Here is a 23648-nt window from a genome sequence, read left to right as displayed (position 1 = left end):
CCTCACCGTTCGTCATCGTCGGGGCCGCCGAACGCGGCGTCTTCGAGTTCGCTCAGCACCTGTTCCTCCACCAGGTCCGCCAGGGCGGCCACGGTGCGGGAGACCAGGACGTCGCGGGGGGTGAGCGTGACGCCGAAGGCATCGTTGGCGCGGGAGGCGATCAGCAGGGCGCGCACGGAGTCGCCGCCCAGCAGGAAGAAGTCGTCCGTCACGCCCACGGCCGTCCGGAGGGTCTCGGCCCAGATCCGTGCCACGGCCTCCTCGGTGGGTGTGCGGGGCGCCAGCCGCTCGGCCGGCTCCTCCTCGACCGGTCGGGGCGCGGGCAGCGCGGTGCGGTCGGTCTTGCCGCTCGCGGTGAGCGGGAAGCGGTCGAGGACGGCGAAGGCCGAGGGGACCATGTGACCGGGCAGGGAACGGGCGGCCAGCGCGCGCAGTTCGGCGACGGTCGGCGGTTGCGTGTCGGGGTCGACCAGCAGGTGGGCGACCAGCCGGGGCAGCCCCGGCTCGTCCTCCCGGACGCTCACCACGGCGTCCAGCACGCCCGGGTGGCGGCTCAGCACGGCCTCGACCTCGCCGGCCTCGATCCGGTGGCCGCGCAGCTTGAGCTGGTGGTCGGTGCGGCCCAGGTAGTGCAGCTCGCCGGAGCGGTCCCGGCGCACCAGGTCCCCGGTGCGGTACATCCGGCTGCCGGGCGGCCCGAACGGGTCGGCGGTGAAGCGGGCGGCGGTCAGGCCGGGCCGGCCCAGGTAGCCGCGGGCCAGGGCCGGTCCGCTCAACCACAGTTCGCCCGGCACGCCGTCGGCGACCGGCCGCAGCCGGGTGTCCAGGACGTACGCGCCGGTGGCGGGCAGCGGGCGGCCGATCGGCGGCGCGGCACCGTCCGGTGCCAGTGGGGCGGACCAGGTGGCGACCACGGTGGCCTCGGTGGGGCCGTAGGAGTTGACCATGCGGTGGTGCGGGGCCCAGCGGGCGACGAGTTCGGCGCCGCACGCGTCGGCGCCGACCACCAGGGTCGTCAGCGCGGGCAGGGTGCCGGGGGTGTCGGAGGGCAGGGTGGCGAGGGCGGCCGGGGGCAGCAGGGTGTGGGTGATCCGCTCCTCCCGCAGCACCTCGGCCAGTCGGGCGCCGAGCAGCGGCCCGGGTTCGGGCACCACCAGTCGGGCGCCGTGCGGCAGGGCCATGCACAGTTCGAGGACGGAGGCGTCGAAGCTGGGGGTGGCGAAGGCCAGCACCCGGTCCCCCGGGGCGACCCGGTAGTGCTCGGCCTCGGCGGCGGCGAACGCCGCGAGCCCGCGGTGGGTGACGACCACGCCCTTCGGGGTGCCGGTGGAGCCGGAGGTGTAGATGACGTAGGCCGGGTCGTCCAGGTCGAGCGGGCGGATCCGGTCGGTGTCGGTGGGGCGGTGGTCGGGGGCGCCGTCCGGCGGGGCGGCCAGCAGCGCCGCGACCTCCTTGGCGTCCAGGGTCAGTGCCGGTGCCGCGTCGCGCAGCATCAACTCGACGCGTTCGTCGGGGTAGTTGGGGTCGACGGGCAGGAAGGCGGCGCCCGTCTTGGCCACCGCCAGCTGGGCGAGCACGGTGTCCGCCGAGCGCGGCAGCAGCAGGGCGACGACCTCGCCGGGGCCGGCGCCGCGGGCGATCAGCCGGTGGGCCAGCCGGTTGGCGTGCGCCTCCAGCCGGGCGAAGGACAGCTCCTGGCCGTGGGCGCTCAGCGCCGTGGCGGCCGGCCACCGGTCCACGGCGGCCTCGACCAGGGCGGGCAGGGTGGCCGGGGCGGGCGCGTCCAGCGCCGGGCGGGCCGGTCCGCGCAGCAGCCGCTCCCGCTGCCCGGGCGCCAGCATGTCGAGGTCGTCCAGCCGTGTGCTGCCGTCCGTGCCCGCCAACGCGGTGATGGTGTGCAGCAGTTGGGCGGCCAGCCGCCCGGCGGTCGCATGGTCGAGGTAGCGCGGGTCGTGACCGAGTTCCACGGTGAGCCGCTCGCCGGGCGAAACCACCACGGTGAGCGGGTAGTTGGTGGCCTCCCGGGCGTCCAGTCCGCGGATCAGCAGGCCGTGCGCACCGGCCGTGGCATCGCCGACCGGGTAGTTCTCCAGCACCACCAGGCTGTCGAACAGCGGTGTCCCGGGCGCGACGTGGCTCAATCCGTGCATCTCGGCCAGCGGCAGGTGGTCGTACCGGCGGTCCTCCGCCCGGTCCTCCTGCAGGGCGCGCAGCCAGGCGGCGCACGGCTGCGCCCCGTCGACGGCGACCCGGGCGGGCAGGGTGGTGATGAACAGGCCGATGATGCCGTCCGAGCCGGTCAGCTCGGCCGGGCGCCCGGAGACGGTGGTGCCGAAGCAGACCCGCGACTCCCCGCTCCAGCGCGAGAGCAGCAGCGCCCAGGCGCCCTGCACCAGGGTGTTGAGGGTGAGCCGGTGGTGGCGGGCGAAGTCCTGGAGCCGCTGCGTCTCGGCCGCGCTCAGCCGGTGCGACAGCCACTCGCCGGAGCGGGCCGTCTCGCCCTGGGCGGGCCTGCGGTCGTAGGGCAGCGCGGTGGGCGCGACGAGGTCCGCGAGCACGCCGCGCCAGTGCTCGGCGGCGGCCGCGGTGTCGCGGGCGGCGAGCCAGCCGACGTAGTCCGCGAAGGGCCGGCGCTCCGGCAGGGCGGGCCGTTCGCCGCGGGTGAGCGCGGCGTGGGCGGCCAGCACGTCCGACAGGACGTGGAAGACGCTCCAGCCGTCCAGCAGGACGTGGTGGAAGGTCCACACCACCCGCACCGCGTCCGGCCCGAGCCGGATCAGGTCGAGCCGCAGCAGCGGGGCCCGGTCCAGGGCCAGCGGGCGGGACCGCTGCTCGGCGAGCAGCCGCTCCAGCCGTGCCTCGCGCTCCGCCTCCGTCAGCCCGCTCCAGTCGTGCCGGGTGGACGGGAGCGTCACCTCCCGGTGGACCACCTGCAGCGGCACGGGCACGCCGTTCAGGGCCACGGCGGTGCGCAGCACGGGGGTGCGGTCGACGACGTGCTGCCAGGCGGCGGCCAGCAGCCGCGGGTCGCGGGCGCCGTCCAGGACGAAGGTGATCTGCTCGACGTACAGGCCGTGTCCGGCCTCGTCGAGGCCGTGCACCACCATGCCGGTCTGGGTGGGGGTGAGCGGCTGGATGTCCGCGACGTCCCGTCCGGTGCCGGCCAGCCGGTCGACCGCCGCCTGGTCCAGGCGGGCCAGCGGGAAGTCGGCGGGGGTGCGGCCGCCCGCGCCGGGTTCGGCGCAGTGGCGGACGATCTCCCGCAGCTCGTCGAGCAGTTCGGCGGCGAGCCGGGCGACGGTCGCGCGGTGGTGCACCTCGCGGGAGTACGACCAGGTGAAGGTCAGCCGCCCCGCGCTGACCCGCCCGAGCACGTCCAGCAGGTGGGGCCGCCGCGCGGCGCGGTCCATGCCGCCGGTGAGCGGGCCGTCCGGGGAGTGCAGCAGGCCGCCGGGGGCGGGGTGCCAGTCCTGTCGGCCCAGGTAGTTGAAGCCGATCTGCGGCAGGTCGGACAGCTCGGGCTCCGGCCGCAGGTGGCGCAGCGCGCCGTAGCCCAGGCCGCCGTGCGGCACGGCGCGCAGGTTCTCCTTGACGGTCTTCAGCGCGGTGCCGGTGTCGGCGCCCCGGGGCACGTCCAGGACCACGGGGTACATCGCGGTGAACCAGCCGACGGTGCGGGCCAGGTCGATCCCGTCGAACAGTTCCTCACGGCCGTGGCTCTCCAGGGCGACGGTCACCCGGTCCCGTCCGCTCCAGCGGGCCAGCACCCGGCCCAGGGCGCAGAGCAGGGCGTCGTCGACCCGGGTGCGGTACGCCTCCGGGACGTCCCGCAGCAGCCGGTGGGTGTCCTCGGTGTCCAGCGCGACGGTCAGCGACTCCTCGACGGCGGCGGTGTTGGCGCCGTCGAGGTCTCTCGGCAGGGCGGTCGCGCCGTCGCGGTCCGTGTCGTACCAGTGGGTGCGTTCCCCGTCGAAGCCGCCGGCCGCCGTGTGCGCGGCCAGCCGCTCGGCCCAGGCCCGGAACGAGGTGCTCTTGGGGCCGAGGTCGGGCCGCTGCCCGGCGCGCAGCGCGCGGTGGGCGGTGTCCAGGTCCTCCAGGATCAGCCGCCAGGACACCGCGTCCACCACCAGGTGGTGCGCGGCCAGCAGCAGGACCGGGTGCCGCTCGCCCTCGAAGCGGCACAGCGCGGCCCGCAGCAGCGGTCCGGCGGCCAGGTCGAAGCCGTCGGCGAGGCGCTCGGCCAGCCCGCCCAGCACGGCTTCGCGCCGCTGCGGCGAGCCGGCGGCGGGCAGCCGGTGGGTGCGCAGGTCCGGTGCGCCGCCGGGCGGGGTGCCGTGCTGGCGCCACCGGCCGTCGCCGAGCGGTTCGAACCGCAGGCGCAGCGCGTCGTGCTGTTCCAGGACGGCGGCCAGCGCGGCCCGCAACAGGGTCTCGTCGGTGTCCGGGTCGAGGCGGAAGGAGACCGACTGGGCGAGGCGGGCGGGGTCACCGCCGAGGGTGTCGAACAGCCAGTGCTGGACGGGGGTGAGCGGGGCCTCGCCGACCACCGGGCCCTGTTCGGCGGCCACCGCCGGGGTCGGTGACTCCTCGGCGGCGAGGGCGAGTTCGGCCAGGGTCTGGTGGGCGAAGAGGTGTCGGGGGGTCAGGGCGAGGCCGGCCCGGCGGGCCGCGGAGACGATCTGGATGCCCAGGATCGAGTCGCCGCCGAGCGCGAAGTAGTTGTCGTCGGCGCTCACCTCGGGCACGCCGAGCGTCTCGCACCAGATCGCGGCGAGGGCGCGCTCGGCGTCGGTGCGGGGCGGCCGGGAGCCGGCGGCGGCCGGGGCGGCCCACACCGGCTCGGGCAGGGCCCGCCGGTCGAGCTTGCCGGTGGCGCCGAGCGGCAGCCGCTCCAGCGGCACCACCAGTGCGGGCACCAGGTGGTCGGGGAGCGTGCGCCCGAGGAAGGCGCGCCACTCGGCGGCGTCCGGCAGCGCGCCGTCGCGGGCCACCGCGTAGCCCACCAGGCGCCGGTGGCCGTCGTGTTCGACCACCCGGGCGGCCGCCGCCGACACCCGTGGGTGGCGGGCGAGCGCGGCCTCGACCTCGCCGAGTTCGATCCGGAACCCGCGCACCTTGACCTGGTCGTCCGCGCGGCCGAGGTAGACGAGGTCACCGTCGGCCGTCCAGCGCACCAGGTCGCCGGTGCGGTACATCCGGCGGCCGGCGGGGCCGAACGGGTCGGGCAGGAACCGGGCGGCGGTCAGCCCGGGGCGGCCCAGGTAGCCGCGCGCCACGCCGGTGCCGCCCAGGTACAGCTCCCCCGGCGCGCCGACGGGCACCGGGCGCAGCCGGTGGTCCAGGACGTAGGCCCGGGCGCCGCCGACGGGTCGGCCGATCGGCGGGTCGCGGTCGGGATCGGGATCCGTGGGGTCGGGGTCGCAGGCGAAGGCGGTGGCGTAGACGGTGGCCTCGGTGGGGCCGTAGATGTTCAGCACCCGGCAGCCGGGGACGGCTTCGCGCAGCCGGCGCACCGTCCGGGCGGGCAGTGCCTCGCCGGCCAGGACGACCGTGTCCGCGCCGAGGTGCACGGCGTCCTCCGCGAGCAGGCCGCCGAGTGCCGAGGGCACGGCGCTGAGCAGGCCGGCCCGTCCCGGTCCGGGGCGCTCGGCCAGGGCCAGGAGGTCCGGGACGAGTTCCACGCAGCCGCCGGACAGCAGCGGCGAGAAGATCTCGAACACCGACACGTCGAAGTTCAGCGAGGTGGCGGCGACCACGTGGTGCAGTCCTCGGCCGCTGAACTCGGCCGCCGCCCAGTCGGTCAGGGCGAGCACCGAGGCGTGGGCGACCACCACGCCCTTGGGGCGGCCGGTGGAGCCGGAGGTGTGGATGACGTAGGCGGGGTGCTCCGGCAGCAGGGCGCCGAGCCGCTCCCGCTCGCCCACGGCGTCACCGGGGGCGGCGGCCAGCCGGGTGACGCACCCGGGGTCGTCCAGCAGGATCCGGGTGAACGGGCCCTGCGGGATCCGTCCTTGGGTCGCGGTGTCGGTGACCACGGCGTCGGGCCGGACGTCCGCGAAGAGGAACGCGATCCGCTCGGCCGGGTGGCCCGGGTCCACCGGCAGATAGGCGGCGCCGCTCTTGAGCACGGCCAGCAGGGCCACGGCCAGGTCGGCGGTGCGGGGCAGCGCGAGGGCGACGAACCGCTCGGGGCCCGCGCCGGCCGCGATCAGCAGCCGGGCCAGCCGGTTGGACCGTTCGTCGAGTTCGCGGTAGGTCAGTCGCGCCCCGACGGAGTGGACGGCCGGGGCGTCGGGCGTCCGGGCGGCCTGCCGGGCGAAGGCCTCGGGCAGGGTGAGCCGCGGCGCCTCGACGACTGCTCCGCCGAAACGTTCCACCAGCTCACGGCCCCGGCCCGGCTCCAGCAGCGGCAGGTCCTCCGCCGACCGGTCGAGGCCGGTCGCCAGCGCCGCCAGCAGGGTCCGCAGGCTCGCCCCGAGCCGCTCGACGGTCCCGGCGTCGAACAGGGCCGGGTCGTGGTCGAGGTCGACCTCGATGGCCTCGCCGGGGGCCACCACCACGCTGAGCGGGTAGTTGGTCGGTTCCAGGACGCGTTCGGTCGCCACGCCCAGGCCGTGCCGGGTCAGCGACCCCTCGTCGAAGGGGTAGTTCTCGAAGACCACGATGCTGTCGAACAGGCCGGTCCCACCTGGCAGTTCGCTCCAGGCCTGGAGCTGCGCCAGGGAGACGAAGTCGTACCGGCGGGCCTCCGACTGGGCGTCCTGCAGCTCGCGCAGCCATGCCAGCAGCGGGCGCCGGGCGTCGATCCGCACCCGGGTGGGCAGGGCGTTGATGAACAGGCCCACCATCGCGGTCACGCCCGGGAGTTCGGCCGGTCGGCCGGAGACGATCGTGCCGAACACCACGTCGTCCCCGCCGCCGTAGCGGGAGAGCAGCAGCGCCCAGGCGCCCTGCAGCACGGTGTTGACGGTCAGGCCCGCCTGCCGGGCGGCCGTCCGCAGCCGCTCCGACAGCTCGGCGCCGAGGCTCACCCGCACCGACGCGGTGGAGGAGGCTCGGTGGGCCTCGGCCGGGCGGCGGTCCCGGGGCAGTTCGGTGGGGGCGGGGAAGCCCGCCAGGGTGTCGCGCCAGTACCGCTCGGCCCGGGCCGGATCCTGTTCGGACAGCCAGCGCAGGTAGTCGCCGAAGGGGGCGCGTTCGGTGAGCCTCGGCTGCTGCCCGGTGGTCAGCGCGGCGTACCGCTCGCACACCTCGTCGAAGACCTGGGCGGCGCTCCACCCGTCGAGCAGGACGTGGTGGAAGGTCCACAGCACCCGCACCCGGTTCGGGGTCAGCCGGATCAGGGACAGCCGCATCAGCGGGGCGGTGCCCAGGTCGATGCCGGCCTGCCGGTCCTCGGCGAGCAGCCGGGCCGTCTCCCGCTCGACGCGGTCGGCCGGCCGGTCCGTCCAGTCGTGGTGGGTCACCGGGACCGTCACCCGCGGCTGGACGACCTGGAGTGGCTCGGCGGTGTCCTGCCAGGTGAGCCGGGTGCGCAGCACCGGGTTGGCGTCTGCGGTCCGCTGCCAGGCCTCGGCCAGCGCCTGCGGGTCGGTGACCCCGGACAGGACCAGCTGGACCTGGTTGAGGTAGGTGCGGCCGTCCGGGTCGAGCAGGCTGTGGAAGAGCATGCCCGCCTGCATGGGCGTCAGCGGGTACAGGTCCGCGACGGCGCGGCCGTCCCCGGCGATCCGGTCCACCGCCGCCTGGTCCAGACGGGCCAGCGGGAAGTCCGCGGGGGTGCGGCCGCCGGCGTCCGGGCGGGCGCAGTGAGCGACGATTCCCTCCAGCGCGCGCAGCACGGCGTCCGCGAGTTGGGTGACGGTCTGTTCGCGGTGCCGGCCGGCGCTGTAGTACCAGCTGATCTCCAGCTCGTCGCCGTCGACCCGGGCGACCACGTCCAGCAGGTGCGGGCGCGCCGTGCCGGGCGCCTCCGCACCGCCGAGGCCGCCGGGGACGGCGCGCACCAGCGCGGCGCCGTCCGCGGACCAGTCGAAGCGGCCCAGGTAGTTGAAGGTGATGCCGGGGGCCGGCGCGTCGGCCAGCCCCTCGTCCCGGGCGAGGTGGCGCAGCGCACCGTACCCGACGCCGTGGTCCGGCACCGCTCGCAGCTGCTCCTTGACGGCCTTCAGCGCGGTGCCCCAGTCCCCGTCCGGGACGGCCAGGGCGACCGGGTGGAGGGAGGTGAACCAGCCGACCGTACGGGACAGGTCGAGGTCCTCGAACAGCCGGTCCTCGCGGCCGTGCCCCTCCAGTCCGATCGCGACGGTGCGCCGCCCGGTCCAGTCGGCCAGCACCCGGCCCAGGGCGGTGAGCAGGACGTCGTCGATCCGGGTGCGGTAGACCCCGGGGACCTCGCGCAGCAGGCCGTCGGTCCGCTCACGGTCCAGCCGGACCGTCACACTGCGCAGGTCGGCGGCGGTGTTGCCGCCGTCGCCGTCCACCGGAAGCGGGGTCGCGCAGGCCCGGGCGGCGGCCGCCCAGTGGGCGCGCTGGTCGGCGAAGCCGCCGCCCGCGGTGTGCTCGGCCAGGCGGCGGGTCCACTCCCGGACGGAGGTGGTGCGGGCGGGCAGCCGCAGCGGCCGGCCCTCCACGGCCTGCCGGTAGGCGGTCTCCAGGTCCTCCAGCAGCACCCGCCAGGAGACGCCGTCGACCACCAGGTGGTGGACGGCGAGCAGCAGCCGGGCGGGCCGGGTGCCGTCGGTGGCCGCGGGGGAGGAGACCAGCAGGCGGGCGGTGAGCAGCGGTCCCGCGGCCAGGTCGAACCCGGCGTGGGCGGCCTCGGTGACGGCGGCCTCGTCGCCGAGGTCGTGGACCTCCAGCAGGTCGGGGGCGGCGCCGTCCGCCGGGGCGCAGTGCTGCTGCCAGGTCCCGTCCGCCCCGGCGGTGAACCGGCAGCGCAGGGCGTCGTGGTGGGCCCACAGGGCCGTGAGCGCACGGCGCAGCGCCTCCGGGTCGACCGGGCCGGGCGTCTCCACGACCACGGACTGGTTGAAGTACCCGGCGTACGGCGGGTGCGGGTCGAGGAACCAGTGCTGGATGGGCGTCAGGCCGACCTCGCCGCTGACCGGCTCGGTGCCGGCCACGGCGACGACGGTGCCGGCGGCCGCGGCCAGCGCGGCTACGGTGGGGTGGCGGAACAGGTCGCGGGGGGAGAGCGCGAGGCCGGCGGCCCGGGCGCGGGAGACGACCTGGATGCTGAGGATCGAGTCGCCGCCGAGCAGGAAGAAGTCGTCGTCGACCCCGACCCGTTCCACGCCGAGCAGTTCGGCCCAGATCGCCGCGAGGAGGCGTTCGGTGCTGGTGCCCGGGTCGCGGTGGGCGCGCTCCCCGGCCGCCGACCAGTCGGGGGCGGGCAGCCGCCGGCGGTCCACCTTGCCGTTGGCCGTCAGCGGGAGTTCGGGCACCGTGACGAAGGCCGCGGGCAGCATGTAGTCGGGCAGGTCGGCCGCCAGGTGGGCGCGCAGTGCGGCGGCGGAGGGCGGCTCGGGGCCGTCGGCCGGCACCAGGTGGGCGACCAGCCGCTTGCGGCCCGCGTCCTCGTGCAGCGAGACGACGGCCTCGGCGACGCCCGGGTGGGCGGTGAGCCGGGCCTCGATCTCGGCGGGTTCCACGCGGAAGCCGCGGATCTTGATCTGGTCGTCCGCGCGGCCCACGAAGTGCAGTTCGCCGTCCTCGCTCCACCGGGCGGTGTCGCCGGTGCGGTACATCCGGCTGCCGGGCGGCCCGAAGGGGTCGGCGAGGTAGCGGGCGGCGGTCTCGCCGGGCCGGCCCGCGTAGCCCCGGGCCAGTCCGGCGCCCGCGATGTACAACTCCCCGGTGATGCCGGGTGGTTGCGGCTGGAGCAGACCGTCCAGCAGGTACACCCGGGTGTTGTCCAGCGGACGTCCGATCGGCAGCACGGCGGGCAGCGGGTCGCCGGCGCGGAAGGCCCGCCGGGTGGCGAAGGTGGTGGTCTCGGTCGGGCCGTAGCCGTCCACCACGGTGAGGTCGGGGCAGGCCTCCAGGACCTTGCGCACGACCGCGCCCGGCACCGCCTCGCCGCCGGTCCACACCTCGCGGGCGCCGCGCAGGCAGCCCGGGTCCTCCTGGGCGAGGAGGCGGAACAGCCCGGCGGTCAACCACAGGCAGCGCACGCCCCGCTCGGTGACGGCGTGGCGGACGGCGGCGGCGTCCAGGTCCCCCGGCGGGGCGAGGACGGCGGTGCCGCCGCGCAGCAGCGGCACCCAGAGCTCGTAGGTGGCGGCGTCGAAGGCGTGCGGGGAGTGCACCAGCACCCGGTCGTGGCCGGCGAAGGCGCGGTCCTGGGCGAGCGCGGCGACATCGCGCTGGCGCACCGCGACACCCTTGGGGGTGCCGGTGGAGCCCGAGGTGAACATCAGGTACTGGAGGTGGTCGGGGTGGACCGCCGCGAGGTCGGGCTGCGGCCGCTCGACGGGATCGGGCCGGTCGACCCGCAACACCCCTTCCGCCGGGAGCAGTTCGACGGCCGTCGGGGCCCACTCCTCGTCGGTGAGCAGCAGGTCCGCGCCCGCCTCGGCCAGCATGCGGTGCAGCCGCTCGCGCGGCGCCCGGCCGTCCAGCGGCACGTAGACGCCACCGGTGCGGACCAGGGCCAGCTGGGTGGTGACCAGGGCGACGGACCGGTTCATCAGCACGCCGACCGGGCGCTCGGCGGCGACCCCGAGCGCGGCCAGCCGTCCGGCCAACACGGCCGCGCGGGCGTCGAGTTCACGGTAGCTGAGGTGCTCGTCCGCGACCTCCAGGGCGATCGCGTCGGGGGTGCGGCGCACCTGCTCGGCGAAGAGCTCGGTGACGCTGCGCCCGGGTCGCTCGACGGCCGTGTCGTTCCAGTCGGCGAGGATCCGCCGGCGCTCCCCGGCGGTCAGCAGCGGCAGTCGCGCGGGCGGGCGCCCGGCCCCCTCGGGCATGCCGGCCAGCAGGGCCGTGAGCTGCCCGGCCATCCGCCGGACCGTGTCGGCGTCGAACAACCGCGGGTCGTAGCACAGGCGCAGGTCCAGTTCGGGCCCCGGGTGGGCCAGCAGGGTGAGCGGGTAGTTGGTGGTCTCGATGCCGTCCAGCTCGCGCAGGCGCAGGCCGTGCCCGGCGGCCGCGTCGGCGTCGACCGGGTAGTTCTCGACGACCACGATGCTGTCGAACAGGGCGGTCTGCTCGGGGAGTTCGGTGGCGGCCCGCAGGCGGGCGAGCGGGACGGAGCCGTGCCGCCGGTCCTCGCTCTGCTCCTCCTGCAGCTCCCGGAGCCAGTCCAGCAGGCTCCGGTCGGCGGGCACCGCGGTCCGGGTGGGCAGGGTGGTGATGAACAGGCCGGTCATCGCCTCGACCCCGGGCAGCTCGGGCGGGCGCCCGGACACGGTGGTGCCGAACACCACCTCGTCCCGGTTTGCCTGACGGCCCAGCAGGATCGCCCACGCGCCCTGGACCAGGGTGCCCAGGGTGAGGCCCGAGGTCCGCGCGAGTCCCTCCAGCGCCCGGGTCGCGTCGGCGGTCAGCGTGAACGGCACGGCCTGGGTGGACTCCGCGCGGTGGCTTCGCAGCGGCTCGCGGTCGTAGGGCAGCGGCGTCGCCTCGGTCAGCCCGGCGAGGCGACGGCGCCAGTGCTCCTCCGCCTCCGCCGGGTCGCGTTCGCGCAGCCAGGCCACGTAGTCGCGGTAGGGCCGGCGGTCCGGCACGGTGCCGTACGGGACCTCCGCCGCGCCTGGCCCGGACCGGGCCAGGGCCGCGTGGACGGCGAAGACGTCGGACAGCACCTGGAAGAGGCTCCAGCCGTCCAGGATCAGGTGGTGGAAGGACCAGAGCACCCGCACGCGGGTGTCGGAGAGGCGGATGAGCACCAGGCGCTGGAGCGGGGCACTCGCCAGGTCGAGGCCGCGGGCCCGGTCGCGGTCCAGGAGGTCGGCCAGTCGGCCGGGGTGCTCCCACTCGGGGACCTCGCGCCAGTCCAGCCGGGTCACCGGCACGGTCGCCCGGCGCCGCACCACCAGCAGCGGCTCGGGGACGTCCTGCCAGCGGACGTGGGCGCGCAGCACCGCGGCGCGGTCGCTCACCCACTGCCAGGCGGCGGCCAGCGTCCCCGGGTCGGGCACGCCGTCCAGGACGAAGTCCAGCTGCTGGAAGTAGGCGCCGCTGTCCTCCTCGGCGAGGCCGTGGAAGAGCATGCCGGACTGGGTGGGCGTCAGCGGGAGGACGTCCTCCACCGCGCCCGGGTCGTCCCCGGTGATCCGGTCCACGGCCGCCTGGTCGAGCCGGGCCAGCGGGAAGTCGGACGGGGTGCGTCCGGCGGCGCCCGGGCGGGCCGCGTGGCGGGCGAGGTCGGCCAGTTCCGCGGCGAACCGTTCCGCCAAGGCCTCGACGGTGCTGCGCCGGTGCCGCCCCTCGGCGTAGAACCAGGTGAACTCCAGCGCGTCGCCGTCGAGTTGACCGACCACCTCCAGGGCGTGCGGGCGCCCGGCGCTCGGGTCGGCGTCCAGTTCCAGAGCCCGGAAGGTGGCGCGGTACAGCCCGGCGGTGTCGTCCGGGTCGTCCTGGACGTCCATCCGGCCGAGGTAGTTGAAGCTGATCCGCGCGGCCGGGGTGTCCGGGGCCGTCCCGGGGCGCCCCAGGTGGCGCAGCGCGTCGAAGCCGAGGCCGCGGCGGGGGACGGCGCGCAGCTGTTCCTTGACCTGCTTGAGGACGGTGTCCCAGTCGGCCTCGGCGGGCACGGCCAGCGCGACGGGGTGCCGGGTGGTGAACCAGCCGACGGTGCGGCTGACGTCGAGGTCGGCGAAGAGCTCCTCGCGCCCGTGCCCCTCGACGTCCACCACGACCCGGTCCAGCCCGCCGGCCGCGCACAGGGCCCGGCCGAGGGCGCTGAGCAGCACGTCGTTGGCCTGGGTGCGGTAGGTGTCGGGCAGGGTGCGCAGCAGGGCGGCGGTGTCGGCGGGGCTGAGGCGTACGGTCACCGAGCGGGCCGAGGCGTAGCCGTCGGGGCCGGTCAGCTCGTCCGGGAACGGGCCGGCCTCGTACGCCTCGGCTCCGTCGGCTCCGTTGTCCCCGTCGTCCCCGTCGTCCCCGTCGGACGGCGCCGGGACGGCCCGCGCCCAGTACTCCGTCTCGTCCTCGAAGCCGCCCGCGGCGGCGAACGCGCCGAGCCGCTCGGCCCACTGGCGCAGCGGCGAGGACTTCGCCGGCAGCGCCGCCGCCGCGTCGTGCCCGTCGCGGCGGGCCCGGTAGGCGGCGTCGAGGTCCGCCAGCAGCACCCGCCAGGAGACCCCGTCGACCACCAGGTGGTGGACGGCCAGGTGCAGGACCGGCGCCAGCCCGGCCCCGCGCTCGTGCAGCACGGCGCGCAGCAGCGGCCCGCCGCTCAGCTCGAAGGGGCCGAAGTGCGGGCTGTCGCCGTCCGGTCCGGTGTGGCGGCCCAGCCGGATCCGGGGCGCCCGGTCGTCGATGTGCCAGTGCACGTCGGCGGCGGCGCCGGCCGCGCCGTCGGGGGCCGTGAAGACCGAGCGCAGGGCGTCGTGGTGGGCGACCAGGTCGTTCAGGGCGGCCTCCAGCGCCGCCGGGTCCGGGTCGTCCCGCAGGAGGAGGGAGAGCGCCTGGTTGAAGTGGCCGGCGCGACCGGCGGCCCGGTCGAACCACCAGCGCTGGATCGGGGTCAGCACGCCGGTCCCGGTCGCGGCCACCGGGGCGGGGGCGGCGGGCCGTTCGGCGGCGTCCGCGCAGCGGGCCAGCGCGGCGACCGTCTGGTGCCGGTAGAGGTCCCGGGAGGTCACCGGCAGCCCGCTCTGCCGGGCCCGGGCCACCACCTGGATGCCGAGGATGGAGTCGCCGCCGAGGTCGAAGAAGTTGTCGTCCGCGCCGACGCGTTCCAGCCGCAGCACCTCCGCCCAGATGGCGGCGAGCGTGCTCTCGGTGGAGGTGCGGGGGGCGACGTGGCGGACCGCGGACACGGCGGGGCCCGGGTCGGGAAGCCGGCCCCGGTCGAGCTTGCCGTTGGGGTTGAGCGGCAGGGCAGGCAGCGGCACGACGGTCGAGGGGACCAGGTAGTCGGGCAGGGCCAGGCCGAGCGCGCGGCGCACCGCCTCGGGTTCCACCCGGCCGCCCGGGACGGGCACCACATAGCCGACCAGGCGCCGGGTGCCGTCCCCCTCGGAGACGGTTGCGGCGGCCTCCGCGACGCCCTCGCAACGCCGCAACGCCTCCTCCACCTCGCCCAGTTCGATCCGGAAGCCGCGGACCTTGACCTGCTGGTCGCTCCGGCCGAGGTACTCCAGGTCGCCGTCGGCGTTCCACCGCACCAGGTCCCCGGTGCGGTACATCCGCTCCCCCGGCAGGCCGTACGGGTCGGCGACGAACCGGGCGGAGGTCAGCCCGGCGCGGCCCAGGTAGCCGCGTGCCAGGCCGCCGCCACCGAGGTACAACTCGCCCACCACACCCGGGGGTTGTGGGCGCAGCGCGTAGTCGAGGACATAGGCCCGGGTCCGGGCGATCGGTCGGCCGATCGGCGGCGCCTGCTCCGGCAGCCGGTCGCCGGCGAACCAGGCCGTGGCGTACACGGTGGCCTCGGTGGGGCCGTAGATGTTGGCGATCGCGCTGCCGGGCAGGGCGTCGCGCAGGTCGCGCAGCGCCTGGGCGGAGAGGGCCTCGCCGGCCAGTACGGCGGTGTCGGCGTCGACCTGGGCGGCGCCTCCGGAGATCAGTCGGGAGATCACCGAGGGCACCCCGCTGACCAGGCCGACCTGCCGCGGGACCGGCTCGTCGGCGAGGGCGGACAGGTCGGCGACCAGTTCGACGGTCCCGCCCGCCAGCAGCGGGCAGAGCAGTTCGAAGACCGACACGTCGAAGTTGAGCGAGGTGGCGGCGACCACGTCCAGCCCGCCGGGCCCGAACCGCTCCAGCGCCCAGCGGGCGAGCTCAACGACGCTGCGGTGGGTGACCACGACGCCCTTGGGCCGGCCGGTCGACCCCGAGGTGTAGATGACGTACGCGGGGTGCTCCGGCAGCAGCGGGCCCAGCCGGTCGGCGTCCGTCGGATCGGCGTCCGTCGGATCGGTGTCCGTCGAGTCGGCGAGGCCGGCGATGTCGTCGGTGTCGGCGAAGCCTGCGGCGGCGCAGTCCTCCAGCAGCAGGACGGGGCAGTCCTCGGGCAGCGCGGCCGCCGTCTCCCGGGTGGCGAGGACCAGGGCGGGCCCGGCGTCCGCCAGCATGAAGCGGACCCGCTCGGCCGGGTAGCCGGGATCCACCGGCAGGTACGCCGCGCCCGACTTCAGCACCGCCCACAGCACCGACGGCAGTTCGGCGGAGCGGGGCAGACAGACCGCGACCAGCCGCTCCGGTCCCGCACCGCGGGAGACCAGCAGCCGCGCGAGGCGGTTGGCGCGTCGGTTCACCTCCGCGTAGTCCAGCCGCACCGGGCCGCAGACCACGGCGGTCCGCTCGGGCGTGCGGGCCGCGCTCGCCTCGAACAGCCCGGGCAGCACGGTGTCCGGCAGGTCGCACCGGGCGCGCACGGGCGGGTTCCAGGCGTCGATCAGGGTGCGCTGCTCCTCCTCGGAGAGCATGGGGAGTTCGGCGAGGGTGCGCTGCGGTCCGTCGGCCATCCCCGCCAGCAGACGGTGCAGGTGGCGGGTCATCCGGGCCACGGTGCGCTGGTCGAACAGGTCCGTGTTGTACTCCACGGTGAGCGCGCAGCCGCCGGCGTCCTCCGGGGTGAACTCCAGCACCAGGTCGAACCGAGCGGCCGGGCGGGGCAGCGGGTGGTCCTCGAAGCGCAGGCCCCCGGCGGGCGGCGGCGTGGTGCCGGTCTGCTGGACGACCAGGACCTGGACCAGCGGGGTCCGGCTGGGGTCCCGGGGCGGGGCCAGTTCCTCGACCACCCGGTCGAACGGCACTGCGGCGTGGGCGAAGGCGTCCAGCAGGGTCGTGCGCACGCTCTCGACGAACCGGTCGACGGTGGCCTTCCCGTCCACGTCGGCGCGCAGCACCACGGTGTTGACGAAGAAGCCGGTCACCTCCTCCAGCTCCCGGCGGTCGCGCCCGTTGGTCACGGTGCCGAACACCACGTCCCGCTGGCCGGAGTAGCGCGAGAACAGCAGCGCGGACGCCCCGGCGAACAGGGTGAAGACCGTCGTGCCGCGCCCTGCGGCCAGGTGTCGCAGCCGGGCCGTCAGGTCGGCCGGGAGGTGGTGGCGGTGCGCCGCGCCGACGGTGGTGCGCAGCGCGGGCCGGGGCCGGTCGGTGGGCAGTTGCAGGGGCTGCAGGTCCGCCAGGCACCGGTTCCAGTAGGCGAGGTCCGCCGCGTCTGCGGGTCCGCCCCCGGCGGCCCGGCGGCGCTGTTCCCAGGACGCGAAGTCGGGGTACTGGAGGGCGGGCACGGGCAGCCCGTCCGCCTCACCGGAGACCTCCGCCCGGTAGAGCGCGGCCAGTTCGCGGGTGAGGACGCCCACCGACCAGCCGTCGGTGATGATGTGGTGCTGCCCCAGCAGCAGCAGGTGTTCCTCGGCGGTGAGCCGGATCAGCAGCGCCCGGGCGAGCGGGCCGTCCGTCAGGTCGTAGGGGCGGCTCAGCTCCTCGGCCAGCAGGCGGTCGGCCGCATCGAGGCGTTCCGGTGCGGGCAGAGCGCCGAGGTCGGCGGTGCGCAGGTGCAGGGCGCCGGCCTCGGCGACGCGCTGGACGAGCTCTCCGTCGACGGTGGCGAAGGTGGTGCGCAGCGAGTCGTGGCGGGCCGCGAGCCGGCCCAGCGCCCGGCCCAGGGCCTCGGGGTCGGGTGTTCCGTGCAGCCGCAGGGCGACGCCGGTGTTGTACTCGTTTCCGCCCGCGGTGAGGTCGTCGAGGAACCAGAGCCGTCGCTGGGCGCTGGACAGCGGCAGCGGCGAGTCGCGCGGGGCGGGCGGGATCGGCTCCGGCGGCGCGGCGGCGTGCTGTTCGTCCAGCAGCTGGGCGAGGGCGGCGACGGTGCGCGCGGTGAAGACGTCCCGGAGGGTGAGCCGGGCACCCAGCCGCTCCGCGATCCGGGTCAGGGTGCGGGCGGCGAGGATCGAGTCGCCGCCGAGGTCGAAGAAGTCGTCCGTCACCCCGACGGCGTCGACACCCAGGACCTGAACCCAGACGGCCGCCAGGGTGCGTTCGCGCTCGGTGCGGGGTTCGGCGGGTGCGGCCGTGGTCGGACGGGCGGGCGCCGGCAGCGCCCGCTGGTCGATCTTGTGCTGCGGGGTGAGCGGCAGCGCGGCCAGGACGAGGACGGCGGACGGCACCAGGTGGGCCGGCAGGGCGGCGGCCAGGGCCGCGCGCAGCGCCGCCGGGTCGGGGGCGTGCTCCGGGTCGGCGGGCGTGACGTAGCCGACCAGCCGCTCCCGGCCCGGCTCGTCCTCCCGGACCACGACGACGGCCTGGTCGACGTCGGGGTGCGCCCGCAGGACGGCCTCGACCTCCCCCGGTTCGATGCGGAAGCCACGGATCTTCACCTGCCGGTCGAGTCGGCCGAGGAACTCCAGTTCCCCGTCGGCTCTCCGGCGGGCCCGGTCGCCGGTGCGGTAGAGCCGGGCCCCGGGCGGCCCGAAGGGGTCGGCGACGAAGCGGGCGGCGGTCAGACCGGGGCGGCCCAGGTAGCCGCGGGCGACGCCCTCCCCACCGATGTACAACTCGCCGTCGACGCCCGGAGGTTGGGGGCGCATGGCGTCGTCCAGCAGGTACGCCCGCGCGTGCGGCAGCGCGTCGCCGATGGTCGGGGTGCCACGGCCGGCGGTCAGCGGCCCGGTCCAGGTGGCGACGATGGTGGCCTCGGTCGGGCCGTAGGAGTTGACCATGCGTCGGCCGGGCGCCCAGCGGTCGACCAGGTCGGCGGGGCAGGCCTCGGCTCCGACGATCAGGGTGCGCAGGTGGCGGCCCGCTCCGGCGGGCACGGTGGCCAGCGCCGCCGGCGGGATGAGGGCGTGGGTGATGCGGTGATCGTCCAGCACGGCGGCGAGTTCGTCACCCAGCCACGGGCCGTCCGGTGGGATCACCAGGGTGGCACCGGCCAGGACGGAGATGAACAGTTCCAGGACGGAGGCGTCGAAGCTGGGCGAGGAGAACTGCAGCACCCGGTCGCCCGGACGCACGGCGTACCGCTCGACGGCCGCCTCGGTGAACCCGCCGATCCCGCGGTGGGTGACGACCACGCCCTTGGGTGTCCCGGTGGAGCCCGAGGTGTAGATCACGTAGGCCGCGTGGTCGACGCCGGTCGCGGCGCCGAGCACCTCCGGGGTGTCCGGGGCGCTGGTCCCGGCCTCCAGTACCGCGCGGACCCGGGCCGGATCGTCCAGGACCACGGCGGGCGCGGCGTCGGCGAGCATCAGCGCCCGCCGCTCGGCGGGGTAGCCGGGGTCCACGGGCAGGAAGGCGGCGCCCGTCCGCACCACGGCCAGCTCGGCGGCGACGAGTTCCATCGAGCGCGGCAGGACCAGCGCCACCGTCCGTTCCGTCCCGGCGCCGCGCCGTCCCAGGTCGCGGGCCAGCCGGTCGACCCGGTCCGCGAGGTCCCGGTAGGTCCAGGTGCGCCGCCCGTCGGTCACCGCGGGGGCGTTCGGGGTGCGGGTCACCCGGGCGGCGAACAGCTCGTCGAGCGTCCGGTGCGCCGGCGACGGGGGCGCGTCGTCGCACGGCGCCGCGGTGGCGTCGCCGGCCCGCGACGGGGCGGACGTGCGCACGGGCTGGGCAGGCCGGTCGGCCATGGCGGAAGATCCTTCCGGACGGGGAGAGGATGCGACGAGGGCACCCGGGCGGGGGTGAGCCCGGCACGGGAGGGGCGGTGCGGGCGTGCCGGGGGTGAGCCCGGCACGGGAGGAGCGGTGCGGGCGTGCCGGGGGTGAGCCCGGCACGGGAGGAGCGGTGCGGGCGTGCCGGGGGTGAGCCCGGCACGGGAGCGGCCCGGACTGCTCAGGCGGGGTCGACCCGCCGTGCGGTGCGCCCGGAGACCTGCACCCGGTCGATCACCCCGGTGCCGGGGTCCCGGTGGAAGCGCCCGCCGGGTTCGGGGCGGCCGGTGTCGGGGGCGAGCAGGTCGTAGGAGAGGTCGGCGAAGCAGCGCATCGGAATCGGCAGGTCACCGTCCACGGAGAGGGTCGACGATCCGTCGCGGGCCGGCTCGACGCGGTAGCGGATCCCACCGTTGACGTAGCTGCCCGCGCACTCGGGCAGGACGACCGGGTCTCCCGAGGCGGCGGGTGCGACCGCGGCGGGCACCCGGAGGTCGATCAACTCGGCCAGGTCGTCGGCGAGTTCGCGCCAGAGCGCGGTGGCGGCCCCGGCGTTGCCCGTGAAGGCGACCACCACACCGCTGTCCGGTTCGACCCGCAGATGGCAGGAGGTGCCCAGGGCGTTGCCGTCGTGCCCCCACCACAGCCGCTCGTCCTGGCGGTAGAGGGCCAGGCCCGGCCCCCAGCCATCGGCGAGCGCACCCGGCCGGGCGGCGGGCTGCGGGCGGCACATCCCGTCGGCGACGGCCTCCGGCAGGGCGGCGCCGCGGCCGGCCAGGGCGGCACCGAGCGCGGCCAGGTCCACGGCGCTCAGCAGCAGGGCTCCGGCCGGCGCCTCCAGTGGGGCGAGGTTCTGCGCGACCGGCCGGACCCGGCCGGTCGCGGTGTTGAGCGCGTGGCCGGCGGCGACCGGGCGCGCGGCGGCGGTCGCACCGATGAAGGCGGGCGCGGTACCGAGCGGGTCGAGCAGCAGGGTGCGCACCGCCTCGTGCCAGGGCATCCCGGTCACCGTCTCCACCAGGCGACCGGCGGCGACGTAGCCGGCGTTGGAGTAGGAGAAGTCGGTTCCGGGCGGGAACAACTCGTCGTCGGCGGTGCACACGGACGCCAGGTAGTGCGCCGCGGTGGTCCGGGCGGCCGCGTCGGAGTCCGGTCCGGTGGGCAGCCCGCCGGTGTGGCTGAGCAGTTGGCGAATCGTCACTTCAGGCATCCGTCGGAGTTCGGGGAGGAGGTCAGCGGCCCGTTCGTCGAGGTCGAGATCGCCGTCGTCGGCGAGGAGCATCACCAGGGCGGCCGTGTAGGGCTTGGTGAGCGAGCCCACCGGGACGGCGGTGTCCGCGGTGAAGGGCGCGCCGGTGGCGGCGTCGGCCACACCGGTGTGCAGGACGACGGTCTCCGGACCGGTGTCCACCACCAGCTGCGCGCCGGGCACCCGATGCGTGCACGCGAGCATGTCGAGCCGGCGTTGCAGTTCACGTCGTAAAGAAACCGGCGCGCGCTCACGGACCGGAACGGAGACGGAGTACGGCATGGGCGGAAGCTCCCGTTGACTGGCTCTCGGGTGCGGACGTGACAGACGCCCGCGGATGAATTCCGGATTACTGAGGTGCGCCCGGCGCATTTTCCGGTCGCCCGCGCCCCCGGCTCACGACTCGCGGGAACAACGGGAATACCCGGGCGGGTCACGGCGCGGCGCAGCACCCACTCGGGCGGGGAACCGTTCCGGCCCGCCCCGACGCACACCTCGGCCGGACAACGCGAATGCACCGCAATCCGCGACACCGCGGAAACGGTGAACGACCGAATGCGCTTACCCCGTCAGCGGGCCCCGGCAGGAACCCCAAACCCGACCGGTCGCGCTACCCGGCATGGCAATCCCCCCTGCTCCGCTCCCCCGCGTCCCTCGTGCGGACCCTGCCGCAACGGCCGCGGTGGACGGCGCAAATCCGTGACGAACCGAACGCCCGGACGGCGAACGCGGAACAGTCTTCACGGCGCGTCACCCTCTCGCAACCCCCGGCGATTGAACGGAAAGCAACTCTCCAAGAAATCGGAACGGCAAAATCGCAGGTGCGCCTCCATTACTCCGCCGTAGCACCTGATGACGGATGCGGCTCGTTTGGCCGAAACCGTAACGGTCGAATCCGCGCGGTCCGTTCCCTTCCTGCACACGGTCCCCAATCGCCAGCGGAGTCACTCGCGCATTTCCGCGAAACCCGGTTCTCCCGCGACACACGCCCGCCCGTCCCCGATGTCACGTTCCGCCGCGCCGCCCGGTCCACCTGTCGGGTGCGGCCGTTCCGCACCACGACGAACGCGACATGAAGGGAGATCGCCATGAAGGCCGTCATCGTGTGCGTCTCGGTGTCCCACGGCAACACCAGGAGGATCGCCGAGGTCATGGGCCGGGCCCTGGCCGCTCCGGTGATCGAACCCGAACAGCTGGATCCGGCCGAACTCGCCGCCTACGACCTGGTGGGCTTCGGCTCCGGGATCTTCACCGGGACGTTCCACCCGCGACTGCGCGGCTTCGTCCGCTCGATCCCGCCGGCGGCGCCCCGCCGGGCCTTCGTCTTCGCCACCAGCGGGCTGCCCGAACCCCGGTTCCGGCCCTTCACCCGCTCCCTGGTGCGGCTCCTGGAACCGAAGGGCTTCGAGGTGGTCGACACCTTCACGGCGCGCGGGTACGACACCTGGCTCCCGTTCAGGCTCGTCGGCGGCATCAACCGGCACCGGCCGGACGCCGACGATCTGGCGGCGGCCCAGGTCTTCGCCGAGGGACTGCGGCCCCGGCCCGGCGCGGCGTCCTGACGCCGGCCAGGGCCGGTCACTCGACGGGGCGGAGCGTCCGCGCCCGACGCACCGTCGCCGGCACGGGCCGGCGGCGGGTGAGGACCAGCAGCAGGGCGAGCTGGGTCACCGCCCCGACCGCCTGGCCCAGCCACACGCCGTTCACCCCCAGCGGTCCCGCCGACCCGGCCGAGGCGGCGAGTTGGACTCCGAGGCCGAGCAGCACCGACAGCACCAGCGGCCGCCCGGCACCCATCGCCTGGTGGACGCCGCCGAGGGCGACCACCAGGGCGTACGGCAACAGGTAGAACGCCGCCATGCGCAGGAAGCCGACGGACTGGGCGGCCACCTCCGGGTCGTCGGTGAAGAGGGAGGTCAGCGGAGCGGCGAGGAGGGCGGACAGCGCCGCCGCCCCCGCGCCGAGCAGCGCGGCGAGCCGGACGGTGGCGCGCCGCAGGGAGTGCAGGGTCTCGTCGCGGCCGGCGCCGGTGAGGTGCGCGGCCCGGATCGCGGCGGCCTGACGCACGGCGTAGAAGGCCATGGTGACGACGAGCAGCAGCCGGTAGCCGATCCCGTACCCCGCCACCGCCGCCATCCCGAAGCCCGCCACCAGGCCGAGTTGGGCGGTGCCGACCGCCATCCTGGCGGTGAAGTCCAGGCCGAGGGGCGCACCCGCGCGGACGATCCGCAGCGCCGCCGCCCCGACGCCCCGTACCGCGCCACCGGTCCACGGCCGCACGCGCGACCGCCGCCGCAGCGTGACGGCGAGGGCGACCGCCCGGGAGGCCGCCAGGGCCAGGGCCGCGCCGGTGACACCGAGGGCGGGCAACGGCCCGGGGCCGAGGATCAGCAGGGGGTCGAACACCAGTAGCAGGGCGTTGGAGAGCAGGGCCATCCGCATCGGGGTGCGGGTGTCACCGGTGCCCTTGAAGAGCTCGTCGGCGACGCGCTGGGCGAAGAAGAGGGCGAAGGCCGGGAAGGCGACCGTGAGGTACTCGGCCGCCCGGGCGGCGGCCTCGCCGTCGAGGAAGGCGGCCGCGAGCCGGTCGCGCAGCAGGAAGCCGGGCACCGCGAGGGCGAGGCTGCCGACGAGGCAGAGGTGCCAGGCGGCCCGGGTGGTGCGGGCGGCTTCGTCGTGGTCGCCGGCGCCGAGGGTGTGGGAGAGCCGGACGCTGGTGCCGGAGGAGACCACCAGGACGAGTCCGAGCAGCAGGTTCTCGACGGTGCCGGCGAGGGTGACGGCGGCGACGGCGGTCCCGCCGAGGCCGGCCACCCAGAGGGTGCCGATCACCGAGGCGATCACACCGGACAGCAGTTCGACATAGACCGGTCCCGCCAGTGCGGCCAGTCGGGCCGGTTGTCCGCGCATGTCTCTTCCCCTGTTCCGCTCCGCCGCCCGGTCCACGCCCACTCTCAGGCTCAGGCCCGCAGCTGCATCGATTCGAGCTATCACGAACAGAGATACATCGAATCGAGGCATCTCGACAAGAGGTAGCATGGCATCGCCACGGGGGCGCACTGCGACGAAAGGGCCTCAACCGTGCTGACCCTCGCGATCCTGGGTTTCCTGTACGACCAGCCGCTGCACGGCTACCAGCTCAAGTCCCGGATCACCGGCCTGACCGGCCACGTCCGACCGGTCAGCGACGGCGCGCTCTACCCCGCGATCACCAGGCTGGAGAAGGCCGGGCTGCTGCACCGCCGCACCGAACCGGGCAGCGGCGCCGCGCCGCGCCAGACCCTGGAGCTCACCGAGGAGGGGCGGGCCGAACTGCTGCGCCGACTGGCCGATCCCGAGCAGGCCGAGATCACCGACCAGATGCGTTTCTTCGCGCTCGCCGCCTTCCTCCACCACCTCGCCGACCCGGCCCGGCAGGCCGCTGTCCTGCGCCGTCGGCTGGCCTTCCTGGAGGCCCCGAGCAGCTTCTTCTACGACGGGGACGGCGAGCCGGTCGCCGCCGAGCGCGAGCCGAACCCGTTCCGACGAGGCATGCTGCTGGTAGCCCGGGCCTCCGGCGCCGCCGAGCGGGCCTGGCTGACCGACACCATCGCCGAGCTGGAACGCTAGAGCAGTCCGTACGCGCC

General features: G+C 75.8%; 5 protein-coding genes. 2 read left to right on the top strand and 3 right to left on the bottom strand.

Annotated elements, in window-relative coordinates:
* Positions 1-2: 2 nt before the first annotated feature.
* On the bottom strand, positions 3-18749 hold the full coding sequence (locus ACFVWU_RS07225) for a non-ribosomal peptide synthase/polyketide synthase (RefSeq protein WP_387616702.1): 18747 nt from the start codon (positions 18747-18749) through the stop codon (positions 3-5).
* A 205-nt stretch (positions 18750-18954) separates the two neighbouring features.
* Positions 18955-20304, bottom strand: coding sequence for a serine hydrolase domain-containing protein (locus tag ACFVWU_RS07220; RefSeq protein ID WP_387616700.1), 1350 nt, complete (start codon positions 20302-20304; stop codon positions 18955-18957).
* An 806-nt stretch (positions 20305-21110) separates the two neighbouring features.
* On the opposite strand from ACFVWU_RS07220, the gene ACFVWU_RS07215 reads away from it, so the two are divergent.
* The gene (locus tag ACFVWU_RS07215) at positions 21111-21584 is read left to right on the top strand and encodes a flavodoxin family protein (protein WP_387616698.1); all 474 of its coding nucleotides are present in this window, start codon (positions 21111-21113) and stop codon (positions 21582-21584) included.
* Positions 21585-21600: 16 nt separating this feature from the next.
* Here ACFVWU_RS07215 and ACFVWU_RS07210 read toward each other — a convergent pair whose 3' ends face one another.
* Positions 21601-22932: an MATE family efflux transporter gene (locus ACFVWU_RS07210; protein WP_387616696.1), complete on the bottom strand. Its 1332-nt coding sequence runs from the start codon at positions 22930-22932 to the stop codon at positions 21601-21603.
* A gap of 171 nt (positions 22933-23103) precedes the next feature.
* Between ACFVWU_RS07210 and ACFVWU_RS07205 the strand changes: the two genes are divergently transcribed.
* Positions 23104-23631 (top strand): PadR family transcriptional regulator, encoded by a 528-nt coding sequence (locus ACFVWU_RS07205; RefSeq protein ID WP_387616694.1) that lies wholly within the window; start codon positions 23104-23106, stop codon positions 23629-23631.
* Positions 23632-23648: the final 17 nt, after the last annotated feature.

Source organism: Kitasatospora sp. NPDC058190, assembly GCF_042883685.1.
In the GTDB taxonomy this organism is placed as follows: Bacteria; Actinomycetota; Actinomycetes; order Streptomycetales; family Streptomycetaceae; genus Kitasatospora.
Note: the sequence above shows the minus strand (reverse complement) of the source record. Positions and strands in the feature narration are given on the sequence as shown.